General features: G+C 61.5%; 14 protein-coding genes, 1 tRNA gene and 1 pseudogene. 9 read left to right on the forward strand and 7 right to left on the reverse strand.

The genetic code is table 11. The features are described 5' to 3' along the window. Positions 1–186 precede the first annotated feature (186 nt). From KR541_RS06160 to KR541_RS06180, 5 genes are all read left to right on the forward strand, one after another. Positions 187–2694, forward strand: a complete 2508-nt coding sequence (locus KR541_RS06160; RefSeq protein WP_050015232.1) for a type VI secretion system Vgr family protein — start codon at positions 187–189, stop codon at positions 2692–2694. 45 nt (positions 2695–2739) lie between these two features. Continuing rightward, complete coding sequence (locus KR541_RS06165) at positions 2740–5622, forward strand: glycoside hydrolase family 24 protein (RefSeq protein WP_080334307.1); 2883 nt, start codon at positions 2740–2742, stop codon at positions 5620–5622. A gap of 10 nt (positions 5623–5632) precedes the next feature. Then, entirely contained in the window at positions 5633–6160 is a 528-nt protein-coding gene (locus KR541_RS06170; RefSeq protein WP_235356246.1) for a hypothetical protein, read from the forward strand. Between the two features lie 28 nt (positions 6161–6188). Next, on the forward strand, positions 6189–6440 hold the full coding sequence (locus KR541_RS06175; protein WP_080334308.1) for a PAAR domain-containing protein: 252 nt from the start codon (positions 6189–6191) through the stop codon (positions 6438–6440). A gap of 68 nt (positions 6441–6508) precedes the next feature. Next, on the forward strand, positions 6509–6985 hold the full coding sequence (locus KR541_RS06180) for a TraB/TrbI/VirB10 family type IV secretion system protein (protein WP_179233128.1): 477 nt from the start codon (positions 6509–6511) through the stop codon (positions 6983–6985). A 195-nt stretch (positions 6986–7180) separates the two neighbouring features. Here KR541_RS06180 and KR541_RS06185 read toward each other — a convergent pair. Further along, a tRNA-Pro gene (locus KR541_RS06185) sits at positions 7181–7257 on the reverse strand. A gap of 161 nt (positions 7258–7418) precedes the next feature. Between KR541_RS06185 and sixA the strand changes: the two genes are divergently transcribed. Both sixA and KR541_RS06200 read left to right on the forward strand, forming a co-directional pair. Next, positions 7419–7880 carry a phosphohistidine phosphatase SixA gene (sixA, locus tag KR541_RS06190; protein ID WP_050013658.1) on the forward strand — a complete coding sequence of 154 codons (462 nt, stop codon included), beginning with the start codon at positions 7419–7421 and terminating at the stop codon, positions 7878–7880. Between the two features lie 170 nt (positions 7881–8050). Next, the gene (locus KR541_RS06200) at positions 8051–8857 is read left to right on the forward strand and encodes a GNAT family N-acetyltransferase (RefSeq protein WP_124594931.1); all 807 of its coding nucleotides are present in this window, start codon (positions 8051–8053) and stop codon (positions 8855–8857) included. 202 nt (positions 8858–9059) lie between these two features. On the opposite strand, the gene KR541_RS06205 is transcribed toward KR541_RS06200, so the two are convergent. Continuing rightward, entirely contained in the window at positions 9060–9230 is a 171-nt protein-coding gene (locus tag KR541_RS06205) for a hypothetical protein (protein ID WP_006476323.1), read from the reverse strand. Positions 9231–9366: 136 nt separating this feature from the next. Here KR541_RS06205 and KR541_RS06210 point away from each other — a divergent pair, with 136 nt between their 5' ends. Further along, positions 9367–9543, forward strand: a complete 177-nt coding sequence (locus KR541_RS06210) for a hypothetical protein (protein ID WP_089467143.1) — start codon at positions 9367–9369, stop codon at positions 9541–9543. Between the two features lie 19 nt (positions 9544–9562). Here the strand turns inward: KR541_RS06210 and KR541_RS06215 are convergent, their stop codons facing one another. The 5 genes and pseudogenes from KR541_RS06215 to KR541_RS06235 form a co-directional block, all read right to left on the reverse strand. Next, positions 9563–10942, reverse strand: a complete 1380-nt coding sequence (locus KR541_RS06215; RefSeq protein ID WP_124640438.1) for an MATE family efflux transporter — start codon at positions 10940–10942, stop codon at positions 9563–9565. Between the two features lie 10 nt (positions 10943–10952). Further along, the gene (locus KR541_RS06220) at positions 10953–11276 is read right to left on the reverse strand and encodes a DUF2288 domain-containing protein (RefSeq protein WP_050013661.1); all 324 of its coding nucleotides are present in this window, start codon (positions 11274–11276) and stop codon (positions 10953–10955) included. Between the two features lie 86 nt (positions 11277–11362). Next, a pseudogene (locus tag KR541_RS06225) lies at positions 11363–11635 on the reverse strand (AMP-dependent synthetase); the annotation flags it as partial. 367 nt (positions 11636–12002) lie between these two features. Continuing rightward, positions 12003–12704: a peptidoglycan DD-metalloendopeptidase family protein gene (locus tag KR541_RS06230; protein WP_050013663.1), complete on the reverse strand. Its 702-nt coding sequence runs from the start codon at positions 12702–12704 to the stop codon at positions 12003–12005. A 132-nt stretch (positions 12705–12836) separates the two neighbouring features. Further along, entirely contained in the window at positions 12837–13748 is a 912-nt protein-coding gene (locus KR541_RS06235) for an aldose epimerase family protein (RefSeq protein ID WP_124630009.1), read from the reverse strand. 480 nt (positions 13749–14228) lie between these two features. Here KR541_RS06235 and KR541_RS06240 point away from each other — a divergent pair, with 480 nt between their 5' ends. After that, positions 14229–15059, forward strand: a complete 831-nt coding sequence (locus KR541_RS06240; protein WP_050013665.1) for an undecaprenyl-diphosphate phosphatase — start codon at positions 14229–14231, stop codon at positions 15057–15059. Positions 15060–15180: the final 121 nt, after the last annotated feature.

The following is a 15180-nucleotide window of genomic DNA, read 5'->3' on the forward strand; positions in this document are numbered from 1 at the left end:
ATCTTAGTCAGCTTGTTGAAAGCAGCGTCTTTATAAGAAATGAACGCTTTTTCACTGACGTTTGCTATGCTCTAAGATTGAAATCGAATCGATATTTGTTTCAAGTCTCTTTCTGTAATTTTACATTAACATTATCGTCGAATTGTCTGAGAGCAATAGACGTGTTTCCCTAAACGGGGTTGTTGCATGGCATCGGACATGCTGGATAAGGCGCTGCGCGGCGGTTACGCGCAGTTCGATCGTATCGTCAAACTTGACACTCCACTCGGCGACAACTGGCTCACACCACTGTACGTCAAGATCAACGCGCGGCTCGGGCGCAATTTCGAGGTGACCGTCGACGCCTCATCCGTCATGGGCGACAAGATCAAGCTCGGTGCCCTGATGCTGCAGCCCGTCACACTCTGGATTCGCCAGACGGACGGTGGCTATCTGCCAATCCACGGCTACGTGCAACAGGCTCGTCGCTTGGGGAACGATGGCACTTTGTCATATTTTCAGCTCCATTTCGCTTCATGGTTGAGCTTCCTCAAGCTCAGCAGCGATCGGCGCGATTGGCAGGAAGCCAGCGGCTGGCAGATCCTCACCGACGTATTCGACAAACATCCGCAAGCCTCTGGCAACTACGGTCAGGAACTGCGCACGGCGATACGCTCATATTCGCACCGCGTGCAGTGGGAAACCGACTGGAATTTTGTCCACCGGAGTCTGGAGGAAATCGGCGTGTTCCCGCGCTTCGATTTCGCGAAGGACGGCAAGTCGCACAAGGTCGTCATGATGGACGACCTCTATTTTGGGCCGTCGCTACCGAATTCGGAGATGAAGTTCAGCCACGCGGGTACCGATGAGGATTTCGACGGACTCACCCAGTTGAGCGAACAGCAGGACGCCCAAAGTGCGACGCTGACGCTCGGCACCGCCGACTATAAGCGACCTGACCTCGATAAACAGGCGAGCACGCCAGCGGCTGATCTTGATGAGTTACCCGGTCAGGGCGAAGAGTATCTCTATACCGGCTCACAGACGTGGGCAGAATCTGATGCTGGACAACAACAGGCCCGCATCCGCACCGAGGAATGGGCTTCGCGAGCAAAACGCTATTTCGCGATCGGCAGTCCCCGTTATGCATTGCCCGGCTACTGGTTCAAGGTGTCGGGACATCCGCTCTTCGATGCATTGCCGGAAGAAGAACGCGAACTGTCGATCATCGCGAGCGATTGGCTGATCCAAAATAACTTGCCCGGCATGGATGCGCTCACGCGATTCCCGCGCAGCCTGCGCAGCGAGATCGAGCAGGTCCAGGCGGCTGGGACCGGTACGACCGTGAGCCACCGTGATGGCGGTGTCGGATTTTTTCACGTCGAGATCGAAGCACAACGCCGCAAGACGCCGTTTCGTAGTCCGTTCGAGCACGAGAAGCCCGAGATGCACTTGCAGACGGCGATTGTCGTAACCGACAGCGATGAAGAAATCGTCACGGACGATGGCAACCGTGTGCGGGTCAGGACATCGAACAGCCGAAAAGACCGCAATACGAAGTCGACGTCATGGATTCGCGCAGCGATGCCGGACGCAGGTTCAAAGCGCGGCGGTTACTTTCCGTTGCGCAAAGACGATCAGGTGCTCCTCGGATTCGTGAATGGCGACTGTGACCGGCCGGTAATCATCTCGCGACTGCACGGTGGCGCAACGATGCCGGTGTGGCACACGCACGGCCTGCTGTCCGGCTTCCGTTCTCGCGAATACGGCGGTGAAGGCTTCAACCAGCTCGTCATGGACGACGCTACCGGTCAGAACCGAGTCCACCTTTACTCGTCGAGCTACAGTTCTCACCTGCATTTGGGCTACCTGATCGAACAATCCGATAACACGCGCGGCTCGTTCCTCGGCAACGGATTCGACCTGAAGTCCGGCGCGTACGGCGCGGTACGCGCCGAGCAGGGGCTCTATGTATCGACGCAGCCAGCCACCGCCCAGCCGCTGAACGTAACGGCCGCCACCGATCCGCTTGCTGGCGCGGAAGCCGTGCTCGAGACCGTGTCGAAGGCCAGTGAAACGAACCGCGCCGAAAGCCTCCAGGACGGTCAGGCCGCGCTGAAGTCGTTCACCGACGCAACGCAGCGCACGGTCGCCGGTTCTGCCAGCGGCGGCCGTACAGCGGGCGGCGGCACGGGCAATGCGAACGGTTTTGCGAAGCCGGTGATGCTGCTGTCGAGCCCTGAAGGCATCGCCGCGTCGACGCAGCAGTCGATGCATGTCACGGCGAACCAGCACGCGAACGTCGTTGCAGGCAAGAACGTCAACTTGGCCGCCGGTAAAGCGTTGCTGGTCAGTGTGCTCGACAAGATCAGCCTGTTCGCGCAAAACCTCGGCATCAAGATTTTCGCGGCAAAGGGACCGGTAGACATTCAGGCGCAAAGCGGCTCGGCCTCGCTGGTGGGGCTGCAAGACGTGAAGATCGAAAGCGCGGACGGACGGCTGATTCTGACGGCCGCGAAGGAAGTGTGGATCGGGGCGGGCGGCTCATACATCAGCATCAAGGGCGGTTTGATCGAGAACGTGACGACCGGACAGATTCTGGAAAAATGCGGCAGTTGGGACAAACCGAGTGGTGGCAGCGGAATGAAGCTTGATCCGCTGAAGGCGACGCCGGTATCGACTGACGGTGGACGCGGTTCACTCTTCTCCGGCTGACACGGAAACGCAACACGAAAGCAAAAACGAGAGATTCCGAGAAACATGAGCACGAACCATCATTCCGCGAAAGGTCCCGCGCCCGCAAAACCGAAAGCTGCGCCAAACGCACCGGGGGCAACGCAGACTACCGCTGCACCGAGTTACAAGCCCCTGAAGTGGGCCTATCCGTTTACCCCGGTCGATACCGACGGGGCGGACAAACCAATGACGTACATGAAGGCGCTAGCGACGGCGGAGGACGGGTTCTATCCGCTCGGCGCAAACGGTATGTGGCACGGAGGCGTGCACTTTGACCAGAACACAGCCGTCCAACTGAAGCAAGATGAAGGCTTCCGCGCGATCGCCGATGGCGAAGTCGTCGCATACCGGCTCGACAGCAAGTATCCCGAACAAGATTATCAGGACGGCCGTCACGCGCTGTATTCGACCGGTTTCGTGCTGGTTCGCCACCGCCTGCAACTACCGCCGCCGCCATCTCCGTCGCAACCGTCGAAGACGGATGCGGCCACGAGCAAGAATTCGGCTGCCCAACCAGCATCCTCATCAAATTCTGCTCCGCCGCCGACGCCATCGCCAGTAGCGACTGCTCCAACGACCACAAATAAACCGGCACCAGGCGAAGTATTGACCTTCTTCAGCCTGTACATGCACACGATGGATCACGACAGCTATCTATCGGCTAAAGAACAAGCGAAGGTCGCCCAAGTCGATCCGTCGAAGCTGAACATGGACGCGATGCCGTATTGGGAAGGCGATCGGTACTATCGTGTCGGTGACAAAGCCAAGGATCCGCAAGGCGTTCCACTTCCGAAAATCCCGATGCCTTCGCTGAAAGACACGATCAGTGAGGATGTGTTGGGTGATTTCATCAAGAGCAATTTCAAAACGCCACCACAACTCAAACCAGATCCCAAGGATACTCCCACCCCGACGCCTCAGCCGGCCCCGATCGTTGGCCTGCGCATCCGAGATCTACCCAACGGCAAGATCATCGGCATCTTGCCGAGGGGAACAGAATTAACCGTCTCAGCTACGGATGAGAAGGCAAAAGCAAGTCCTGGCTGGGTCAAAATCAGCGCAATCAAGTCGGGGAAGCCGGTGGCAGCCGTCGTCGGTGATTCCGTATCCCCGCATGCACCCTTCGGATACGTATTTGAGAAGGAGCTTGACCTGATCGTCGATCCGAAGCCGCTGGATACGATCGTCGTGCTCAAAGAACCCAAGTGGGTGAACGCCGGCGATGTGATCGGCCAGTTGGGTCACTATCTGCGTTACCCAGACGCGAAGCTGTTGCCGGCGAAGCCAACGCGGCCGCTGCTGCATTTGGAGGTATTCGCGGGTCCTGAGCTCGAGGCATTCATCGATAAAAGCCGCGAACGCGCCAAGCAGCTACCCAAGTCCAAAGCGTTTCTAGAGATCTCACCAGGCGCTCGACTCATCGCAGACCTCCCCGATGCGGACCAAAAACTGCAGCCCGGCGTAAAGCTTGTCCCTCTCTCCCGCGACGCGAAGGGCAAATGGATCAAGGTGCAGCCTAAAACAGCAGCCCCCGTTCATGGCGGACGCCATACGAAACCCGTTTACAACGATGCCGGTGCCCCCGTTTGGGTCGAAAGTAATTTTGCCAACACGACGACCACGACAATCGTGCCTGGCTGGAAGGATTTCCCGCTGAGCTTCTCAAATGCCAAAGGGCCTGGTGCGGACTTTCGCGATGTGTTCCGCGTGAGCGAGTTGGATAAGAGCGGTGCAACCAACTTCGCGAAAGACGACAAGGATCGCCGTTGGTACTACGTGAAGATAGGGACGAAGGACGGCAGCACTCGCGAAGGATGGGTATGTGAACAGGACCACCCGCTCGTGCAAATGTGCGGGCCGTGGGACTGGCCCGGCTTCGAACGTGTTGACAACAGCAGTATCAAGCCCGTGGACATGTTCAAACGTTACATCCACGTCGGAGAGCAATTTCTCGCCGATGAGAGCAAGACGGAATTCGAAACAAGCGCGGCAACGGTCAATGCGAGCCCACTTATCGCAAAGCTGGAGAAGGCCCTCGATGCAAACCACGACGGCAAGGTGACTGCACAAGAATTGAAACATGCGCAAGAAGTAGATTGGTCGGCGGAAGCGCTTTCCCACCTCATCGTGCGTTGTGAAAGTGAATGGGGCGGTGGCTTGGGGAAATGGGAGGAGTTATCGCCATTAATGAAGAAGCTACTGTGGTTGTGGAAGGCCGAAATCGAACGCATCGGGAAGCTCCAATGGTGGGAGGAGGTCGCTGCGAAAAAAGTGGACGGGTTTCCTGGTGATCCAAATCCGTGGCATTTCCATCCGATTGGGATTATAGGTAATTTCTGCGGCCTTAGCGGGATTGGCATTACTCTAGAAGAAGCTAGAGTGCGCGCATTCTTGCGAATGCTTCGAGTCGGGGAAGGCACCGAGGGGCCGGAAGGATATGAGAGACTATATGGCGGCCAATCTTTCATCAAAGATTATCATCGAGATTTTAGCGACCATCCGAAGATATATATCACCCGAGAACATAACGGAAAGAGCATAACGTCGTCGGCTGCCGGCGCCTATCAGATCATGGGGTATAACTGGTTCCCGGAAGAGGGGCAAACCTACAGAAGATTGGCAAAGGTCAAAGATTTCTCGCCAATTTCTCAAGATAGGTATATTGTTGCGATCATGAAATACAAACGAAATTGTCTCGATGATGTGAAAAATGCGGACTTGGAACGAGCAATTTTCACGCATCACGCCAATAATGAGTGGGCCAGTCTGCCAGGCGATCAGTATGGTCAAGGTGGCGTCAACATGAGATCGGTGAAGGAGCATTTTGAAAAATATGTGGCGGACGAGCTGGAGGGAAATAGTGATCTTGCAGTTCCTGTTGGCGGTCTTGATGATTTGATTAAATAAAAAACGAACAATGAAGAGCGATATTTTACTGAAATTTGCCATTGTGGTTGCAGCAATGAGCCATGCTCTGTGCTGGGGGCAGGATATCGATTTCGCAAATCATCCTTCCGCTCTTTATCGAGGTTCCCTGCATATACCAAAGTATTACAAAAAAACCGATTCCGGCTGGCGAGATGATGATGGCAAGCTAGTGGCGCCTCCTGTAATAAATTTCGCAGGAAAATATCACATCGGGGTCCATAGTTGCGGCATGGAGTGTCGTTACTACACTTTCTCAGACCTTTCAACGGGAAAGGATTTAAACTCCCTGGATATGTTTTCGTCAAACGGCAAGACGCCTAACAAAACCCGGGATGGCAGATCATATATCACCGAATTGCTAAGCAAGGCAGACAGCAAGATGCTTGTCGCAAAATACTATATCGATGCATCAAACGGAAAACCTGCCGAGTGCCGGGAGCGGAAATTCATTCTCGACGAAAATATTAAGATGGTCGCCATCCCAAATTCATTCTCCTCTTGTAAAACAGAAAATTAGGATCATTTTTTTGTCAAGACGAAATATCATGATAAATTTAATCCGCCTTCACGATGGCACTGACCACGAAGGCAAGGTGATTACGGCCTCTTCGACAATGTCTTTTGACGGCCGCTACGTCGCACGAAAAGGCGACTATGTGTCGTGCCCTCAGCATCCTGAAGTATCACCCAACGTCATCGAAGAGGGCGACGCATCGATGATGGATGACGGCCTTCCAATCGCGCGTCACGGCCATCGTGCCACATGTGGCTGTCACCTGATATCGAGTCTCGTATGATCGGATCAAGACACTGTATTTACTCGCATGTGGCTGGCACCCACCCCTCAGCAACGGAAAAGTTCGCCGTGAAGTTGCCCCTGATCATCCTCTCGTGCGTGGTGATGTTGATGCTCTCGGATGAAGCGCGGGCCCAAGCCAACGATGGCACGGATCCGGACGCACCCATCGTGGCGAAATTCCATCACATCCGGCCGTATGAAATCACGGAGGGCACTCCCATCGTTGTTGGCTTGGAAACGGGCGATCCCGGAATTGGCGGCATGATGATCGGCATCGTGTCGCTCAACGTCTATGACCGTTTTGGCAACGTTGCCATTCCGAAGGGAAGCAAGCTGATCGGACAAACGATCAGGCAGGTGAACGACCGCCGTGAGGTTCAGTGGAGCGGCTTGCAGCTGCGTGGCACAGCTACTTTGCAGTTTGATCCGCCGCTTGAGGGTTGTATGCCGGATGGTTCGGCCGGCATCACTGTTTCCGCTCTTCGACAGCCTGACTCTAGTGTCGCAGCCCTCGTGACGAAGGCTTTCATCGTTCCGCACTGAACGGATACGCTACGTCCCTTTCGTCGGATTTCCCAGCGGAGCGAACGGGACCGCTCGAACTTCACCGTTTGGCCTGTTGCTGTCGAGTGAGAAGGTCCAGATTGAGCTAGGCTAGATCGGGTTACATGGTGGTTACATGAGCCGAATAAAGAAAAAGGGGTTACACGCTTTTGGCATGTAACCCCTTGATTCCTTTGGTCGGAGCGATAGGATTCGAACCTACGACCCTCTGATCCCAAATCAGATGCGCTACCAGGCTGCGCTACGCTCCGACGAGCCAAAGATAATAACGTCGAATGGCCGATCCGGTCAATCACGATATGCGGGTAAATGTCGCGACCGCGAACCGCCCGCGATTTGCGACAATTCCCATGATGATCGGCCGGCCCGAGCGCATGCGCGCGCGGCCGCTCGCCGAAGCAAGGAGAACATCATGATGAATCTGATCCTGTGGCGCCACGCCGAAGCCGAAGACTACGCGGCGAGCGATCTCGCGCGCCAGCTGACCGTGCGCGGCCGCAAGGACGCGCAGGCAATGGCCAAATGGCTGCGCGGCCGGCTGGAGACGAATACCGTGATCCTCGCGAGCCCGGCGGCGCGCACCGTGCAGACCGTCGAGGCGCTGACCGACCAGTACCGGACCGTCGACGCACTCGCGCCGGGCGGCAGCGTCGACGATGTGCTCGCGGCGGCCGGCTGGCCGGAAGGCATCGCGCCGACGGTCGTGATCGTCGGCCACCAGCCGACGCTCGGCAGCGTCGCCGCGCAATTGATCGTCGGCGGCGACGACAGCTGGAGCGTCAAGAAGGGCGGAATCGTGTGGCTCGCGAGCCGCACGCGCGACGGCAGCCGGCAGGCCGTGCTGCGCGCGGTGCTGACGCCCGAACTGGTGTGAAGCCCGCCTGAATGGGTTTGAAGGGATTGATCGTACGGTTTCGCAAGCTTTCTGCTAAAGTCAATTCGGCGACACGTCATTGAAAAGACACGGTCGTGCCACATAACGGTCACGGCCGGTTACTACATTGGCGGGCATGTCGTCCTATTCCTTACGATCAGGAAAGCCTAATGCGAGAACTGCCGACGCCTACGCTCCCTTTTGCCTCGCTGCCCCTCGACATGTCGCGGCGCCACCTGCCGCGCGCCAGTGAAACCGTCACATCGGAGTATCGCCTGCGCGCCGCATGGGCGCGTACGGAAGACGAATTGCGCGAAGCCCAGCGCCTGCGCTACAGCGTGTTCGCCGAAGAGATGGGCGCGCAGGTCAGCGGCCCGTCCGGTCTCGATGTCGATCCGTTCGACGCGTATTGCGACCACCTGCTGGTCCGCGATCTCGACACGCTGAAAGTCGTCGGCACGTACCGCGTGCTGCCGCCGCACCAGGCGGCACGTGTCGGCCGCCTCTACGCCGAAGGCGAATTCGACCTGTCGCGCCTCACGCATCTGCGCGGCAAGATGGTCGAGGTCGGCCGCTCGTGCGTGCACAGCGACTACCGCAGCGGCGCCGTCATCATGGCGCTGTGGGGCGGCCTGGGCGCGTACATGATGCAGAACGGCTACGAAACGATGCTGGGCTGCGCGAGCGTGTCGATGGCCGACGGCGGCCACTACGCGGCCAACCTGTACCAGTCGCTGTCGGCCGGCTCGCTGACGGCGCCCGAGTATCGCGCGTTCCCGCACACGGCCCTGCCGGTCGACGAACTGCAGACGGGCACCGTCGTCGCGCCGCCGCCGCTGATCAAGGGTTACCTGCGTCTCGGTGCGAAGATTTGCGGCGCACCGGCCTGGGATCCCGACTTCAACTGCGCGGATTTCCTGACGCTGTTCCGCCTGTCGGACATCAACGCACGCTACGCACGCCACTTCCTGGGCTGAGCGGTCTGAACCGTATCGCGCCCCTGAGGCGCGGCGCACGCAAGCGAACGCCGTCGCGTGGCAAGTGCTGCGCGACGGCGTTCGTGTATCTGGCGCATGTATATGTATCGGCCCTGATAATTTCAGCGATACGCGACGCTCATCGTGCCGCAGTGCGGCACGTTCGCGACGGCCCGGGGAGGGCCGAGCAGCAGCGACGCGCTCAGTGCTTGCGCCGCCAGTCGAGCAGATGGTGTTCCGCCATCCAGTGGTGGATCATCCCTTCGCCTTCGTGGCTGCGCTTGTATTCGCGCGACTCGAAGTACGACAGCGCGACGAGCACCATCAGACCGATGAACAGGCCGATCAGGCCCGCAATTTCTTCAGACGACATGGCAGCCTCCTTTCAACGGCACAGCGCCATGCGTACATAGTAGGACATGTGCGGCGCAACCCCGAAACCGGATTTCCGCTAGACTCGGCGCGGTCCCGGCGTGCGATGGGCGCGCCGTTTTCCGGAGCTCTACCTGATGACCCGTTTCATGCTGGCCGTGCTGGCCGCATCCCTCCTTGCCGCCTGCAGCAGCGATCCTCGCCAGGCGCGCCGCGGCCACCCACCGGAAGATCCTGCCGACTATCACGGCGTGCCGACCGACATGACGCCGCCGTCGATGCTCGACGCGCCGTCGCCGAAGCCGGTGCAGTAACGCTCGGCCGCGCTCGCCGTCACGCGCGGGTCGCGGACGCGGCCTGCGGGTCCGCACCAATGCGCCGCAACAGCGCCGGCAGGTAGCGCGCGAGCGTCGCGCCGCGCGCGGCCATGAACAGGAGCAGCGCAAACCAGAGGCCGTGATTGCCGAATGTGCCGACGGCGGCGAGCGTGGCCGCGATGAAGATCGACAACGACACGACCATCGCGCGCATCAGCGATTGCGTCTGCGTCGCGCCGATGAACACGCCGTCGAGCAGGAAACCCCAGACCGACACGATCGGCGAGATCGCGGCCCACGGCAGGTAGCGCAGCGCGACGGCGCGGATCTCGACCTGATCGGTCAGGCGCGCGACGATCCAGCCGCCCGCCGCCCAGTAAACGAGCGCGAACAGCAGCGCGCCAAGTGCCGACCAGAACAGCGTGACGCGCACGGCTTGCCGGAATGCGCGGCGATCGCGCGCGCCGGCCGCCGCGCCGACGAGCGCCTCGGCCGCATGCGCGAAGCCGTCGAGGCCGTACGCCATGAAGGTCTGGAAATTCAGCAGCAGTGCATTCGCTGCGAGCGTCGCGTCGCCCTGTTTCGCGCCGAGATGCGCGAACCAGCCGAACGCGCCGAGCAGGCACAGCGTGCGCAGGAAGATGTCGCGATTGAGCGCGATCAGCCGCTTGAGCGCGACGCGGTCGGCAAGCGCACGTGCCGCGAGCGGGGCCAAGCCGCGCGGCCGCAGCCGCCACAGCATCCACGCGCCGAGCGCGAAGCCGCATGCGTCCGCGGTGGCGGTCGCCGCGCCGATACCCGCGATGCCCCAGCCGAAGCCGTACACGTAGAGCAGCACGGCGGCGATGTTCACCGCGTTGATGAACACCTGCGCGACGAGCGCGAGCCGGACGCGCTGCATGCCGAGCAGGTAGCCGAGCACCACGTAGTTCGCGAGCGCGAACGGTGCGCTCCAGATCCGTGCGTGGCTGTATGCGAGCGCCGTCGCGCGGACCGCATCGCTGCCGCCGAGCGCGGACAGCGCGAACGACAGCAGCGGCACCTGCAGCGCCAGCACCGCGGCGCCGAGCGCGAACGCGACGATCAGCGCGCGCAGCAGGTTCAGGCGGATCCCGGCGGCGTCGCCGGCGCCATGCGCCTGCGCGACGAGCCCGGTCGTCCCCATCCGCAGGAAGCCGAAGCCCCAGAACACGAAATTGAAGAACAGCCCGCCGAGCGCGACGCCGCCGAGATATTGCGCGCCGTCGAGGTGGCCGGCGACGGCCGTGTCGACGGCGCCGAGGATCGGTTGGGTCAGGTTCGCGACGACGATCGGAAACGCGAGCGCGAGGACGCGCCGATGCGTGACGGCGGCCGCGGCGCCGCCGTCCCCGTGCGGTAACGCGGAGTCGGACATGGCGGACGCGTCAGGCGCGTTCCTGCACGCAGACCCACGGCGAGACGACGACCGCCCACAGCTCCGGATTGCGCGCCGCGTAGTCGGCGGCGGTCTCGGCCGGCATGCGCGCGACGAGGCCGGACGACAGCCAGCGCGTGACCTGTTCGGCGTCGTCGCTGGCGACGGCTTCCGCGACGCTGACGAGATCGAGGTCGCGTGCGATCGACAGCAGCTTGCCCTGCGCGAAGAAGCGCTCGAGATCGCACCAGTCGATCTTGGCGGTCTCGCCGAGGAGTTTGGCGTAGAGCGGGCTGTGCGACGCGCCCGCGGCGGCGTGTTGATCAGAGGACATCGGTTTCTTGGAAAGACTGCGTGGCGCCACTATAAACCATCCGGCCGGGCGGGCCGCTCACGCGTCGCGCAGCGCGCTCCATGCCCAGTCGGCGGGCGTCGCGCGCGAAAGGTACCGATCCGGTCGCCGCGCTGCAGGCGGGCACGCGCAAAGCTGTTCGCGAGCCGGTTAGAGGCATTCCTCAGGTCGTCGAACGTGACGCGGAAAACGCCGCCTTGCGTCGTTTCGTGGATCAGCGCGAGGCGCCCGCTGCCGTCTGCCCATTTGTCGCACACGTCCGCGCCGATGTTGTAGCGCGCCGGAATGCCCCACTGGAAGCGGGAGAGGCGCGCGTCGTAGCAGTCGGCGGCGGGCAGCATCGGGCGGTCTCCTGGTGTCGAGCGTGGCGTCGGGTGAACGGCTTACATCAGGAATTCACGCAGACGAATCCACAATGGTGTTTCCTGATAGGGAATGTTCGGACTCGTCCAATAGGCGAGGCTCAGTGCACGATTCCACAATGACGCATAAGATCAAGACAAAACAGTGGTGTGACCATGGATTTGCTTCTGATAGCTGCGGGGTTCAGCCTGATTGGAATCGGGGTGCTGGTGGTGTTTGCTCGTCACGTCGATCCGTTGTCCGGCCGTTTCACCGGACGTCTGCGCAAGCGCTGACTCGATTTTTTCCGTTTTCGACGCGACGGCACGCGATGCGCGCCGGCGTCGCGTGTCGTCTGTCGTGCGCTCAGCGCGCCGGCAGGTAGCGTGACGGATCGATCGAGCGGCCGCCATAGCGCAGCTCGAAATGCAGCGCGACGCGATCGCTGTCGCTGTTGCCCATCTCCGCGATCGATTGCCCTTGCGTGACCGACTGGCCTTCCTTCACCAGCAGCGCGCGGTTGTGCGCGTAGGCCGTCAGGTAATCGGCGTTGTGCTTCAGGATGATCAGGTTGCCGTAGCCGCGCAGCCCGTTACCGGCGTAGACCACGACACCCGGCGCGGCCGCGACCACCGGCGTGCCCGGCGAATTCGCGATGTCGATGCCCTTCGATTTCGAGCCGTCGAACGTGCGCACCACGTTGCCGGCCGCCGGCCAGATCAGCGCGATGCTCGTGGCCGGCTTCACGGCCGATTCGACCGGCGCGGAAGGGGCCGGCCGCGCGCGGCCCGTGCTGCCGGTGCCGGTGGTCGACGGCGTCGACGCGGTGGTCGTGCCGGGCGGCGGTGCGACGCGCAGCACCTGGCCGACTTCGATCGCGTCGGGGTTCGTCATCTGGTTCCAGCGCACGATGCTCTGTACCGACGTGCGGTTGTCGCGCGCGATCTTGTACAGCGTGTCGCCACGCTCGACGCGATAGAACCCGGGGCCGACGGGCGCGGAGCCGCACGCGACGAGCAGGGCCGCGCAGGCGGCTGCGAAGAGTCGCTTCGTTGTTGTTCCGAACATTGAACCTCGCAAAACCCCGCCGCGCATGACGCGGCAGGCAACACAAAACGTCAGATTTTAACGGGTTCGACCCGCGCACTGCAGTTTCGGTCGCGGGTGCGGCTGCCGCGCCCCGGTTCGGCGCGTGTCGAATCAGCCGGCGAGCGGCGCGACGCGGATCCGCAGCGTGGCCGTTTCGGTCGCGCCCGGCCCGAGCATGCGCAGCCCGCGGCCGTTGTGGATCGCATCGGGCAGGCCGAGCCACGGTTCGACGCAATAGAAATCCGAATCCGGCTTTTCGGTCCACGTCGTGACCGCGTACCACGGGATCGAGCCCGGCACGTCCAGCGCGATCTCGATCGTGCGGCGGCGGCCCGGCATCACGATGCGCACCGGCGCCAACGGCTGGCCGTCGAGGCAGTGAAACCGATCGAGGATATCCGGATCGTCGAGGCGATAACGGGCCTGGCCCGGTTCGGGCTGGCTGATCGAGCCGTCCGCGCGCTGTTGGCAACGGTGCGTCGGCGGCAGCTCGAGGACGGTGTCGGCCCGCTCGCCGTGCGGCAGCGCGAAATAGAAATGGTGGCCGGCGTAATAGGGCAGCGGCGTGTCGCCGCGATTGGTCGTCGTCAGCGCGACGTCCAGCGTATGCGCGTCGGCTAGCCGGTAGGTCGTTTCGAAGCGGAAATCGAACGGGTAGCTCGCGCGTAGCGTATCGTTCGCGTCGAGCGTCATCGACAGCGCGGCGCCGTCGGCCGACGGGTGCGCGTCGAACGGCAGATCGCGCGCGAAACCGTGCATCGGCAGGTCGCGGACGACGCCGGCTGCGTCGCGCCAGCGGCCGATCTCGCCGTCGACGCGGTGGCGGCCGAGGAACGGGAACAGCAGCGGATTGCCGCCGCGCACGCGTGCGAGGTTGCTCCAGTCGGCGGTTTCCGGCCAGAAGATCACCGGTTCGCCATCGACGTGCCAGGACAGCAGGCGGCCGCCGAATTGCGGGGCGACCCGGACGAGCGACGGGCCGGCGTGAAGTTCGTGAATGTCGTGTTGCTGGAAGATCGGCATGGCGAATCGGGTTGGGCGGGGTGACGGGAGCAACGGGCGTTCCATTATCGGGCCGCGGCCGGTCGGGGAAAACCCTTCTCGGGAAATTGCGAGTTTTTAACACGGTCGACCGTCGGGATAATGCCTCTAAACCGGTGATGTTGCCGGGTCATGACACTTCGTGGAGGGGGCCATGGATCTGGCAATGGCAATGGGAATCGCACTGTTCGGCATGTTTACCGGCAGCACGGTATTATTTTTCTATCAGCTCGGCCGCTGACGGCAATTCCTGCCGAAGTCGACAGGCCCGCCATGCAAATGGCGGGCTTTTTGCTTTCTGCGCGCTTACAAATTGCAAGTGTTTGTGTGCAGCGCCGCAATATCCTGCCAAATGCCTTGGCGCAGTAATCCTGGCTCGGCATAATCGGGGCGCGTTTTTCAGGACGCGCATCGCGTCGTCCGCCTTCCTTCCCGCTTAATCTTCACTAAAAGGACCGACGCGTGAGCCTCTGGTTTCTGGTATTCCTGAGCGTCCTGCAGGGCGTTACCGAACTCTTCCCCGTCAGCAGCCTTGGCCATACGCTGCTCGTGCCGGCGCTGTTCGGCATGCACATCGACAAGCACGCGCCGCAACTGCTGCCATTCCTCGTCGCGCTCCATCTCGGCACCGCGCTGGCGCTGCTGTGGTACTTCCGCGCGCGCTGGATCGCGCTGATCGGCGGCTTCTTCGCGCAGCTCGGCGGCCGCAAGAACGACGACGGGCACCTGATGTGGGCGCTGATCATCGGCACGATCCCGACCGGCATCGTCGGGCTGCTGCTCGAGAAGCGAATCGAGCGCGTGTTTCACGATCTGCGGATCGTCGCGATCGCGTTGATCGTCAACGGCGTGTTGCTGTGGGTCGGCGATCGCATCCAGCGCAGCCGCGCGCATCAGCCGCCCGAGAAGATGACGTTCAAGCAGGCGTTCTTCGTGGGCCTCGCGCAGATCGGCGCGTTGATTCCGGGCTTCTCGCGCAGCGGGCTGACGATGATCGCCGGCAACGTGGCCGGGCTGACGGCGGAAAAGGCCGCGGAATTCTCGTTCCTGCTCGGCACGCCGATCATCTTTGCCGCGGGCGTGCTCGAATTGCCGAAGCTGTTCCATGCGCGCGACCAGCTCGCCGATGCGCTGCTCGGCGGCGTGCTGACGGCGATCGCCGCGTACCTGAGCGTGCGGTTCCTGATGCGCTATTTCGAAGGGCGCGGCCGGCTCGCGTCATTCGGCGTGTATTGCGTGATCGCCGGCGTGTTCTGCCTCGGCTGGTTCATGCTGCATCCGCAGCCGGTTTGATGCCGCGGGGGGCCGGTCTCGCGTGATCTGGTGCGATGATCGGGTATAATTTCGGGCTCGGCTTCGTGTCGGGCCCGTTTTGTTTCGGGGGTTTGAGTTTGGCGGTGCGGTCGCTGCCGTG

The sequence above is a fragment of the Burkholderia sola genome, assembly GCF_905400185.1.
GTDB classification, from domain to species: domain Bacteria; phylum Pseudomonadota; class Gammaproteobacteria; order Burkholderiales; family Burkholderiaceae; genus Burkholderia; species Burkholderia sola.

Excerpts from the sequence above, each read along its gene's own strand:
- KR541_RS06160 (WP_050015232.1), top strand. The coding sequence starts at position 187 with ATGGCATCGGACATGCTGGATAAGGCGCTGCGCGGCGGTTACGCGCAG.
- KR541_RS06165 (WP_080334307.1), top strand. The coding sequence starts at position 2,740 with ATGAGCACGAACCATCATTCCGCGAAAGGTCCCGCGCCCGCAAAACCG.
- KR541_RS06170 (WP_235356246.1), top strand. The coding sequence starts at position 5,633 with ATGAAGAGCGATATTTTACTGAAATTTGCCATTGTGGTTGCAGCAATG.
- KR541_RS06175 (WP_080334308.1), top strand. The coding sequence starts at position 6,189 with ATGATAAATTTAATCCGCCTTCACGATGGCACTGACCACGAAGGCAAG.
- sixA (WP_050013658.1), top strand. The coding sequence starts at position 7,419 with ATGATGAATCTGATCCTGTGGCGCCACGCCGAAGCCGAAGACTACGCG.
- KR541_RS06200 (WP_124594931.1), top strand. The coding sequence starts at position 8,051 with ATGCGAGAACTGCCGACGCCTACGCTCCCTTTTGCCTCGCTGCCCCTC.
- KR541_RS06205 (WP_006476323.1), bottom strand. The coding sequence starts at position 9,230 with ATGTCGTCTGAAGAAATTGCGGGCCTGATCGGCCTGTTCATCGGTCTG.
- KR541_RS06210 (WP_089467143.1), top strand. The coding sequence starts at position 9,367 with ATGACCCGTTTCATGCTGGCCGTGCTGGCCGCATCCCTCCTTGCCGCC.
- KR541_RS06215 (WP_124640438.1), bottom strand. The coding sequence starts at position 10,942 with ATGTCCGACTCCGCGTTACCGCACGGGGACGGCGGCGCCGCGGCCGCC.
- KR541_RS06220 (WP_050013661.1), bottom strand. The coding sequence starts at position 11,276 with ATGTCCTCTGATCAACACGCCGCCGCGGGCGCGTCGCACAGCCCGCTC.
- KR541_RS06230 (WP_050013663.1), bottom strand. The coding sequence starts at position 12,704 with ATGTTCGGAACAACAACGAAGCGACTCTTCGCAGCCGCCTGCGCGGCC.
- KR541_RS06235 (WP_124630009.1), bottom strand. The coding sequence starts at position 13,748 with ATGCCGATCTTCCAGCAACACGACATTCACGAACTTCACGCCGGCCCG.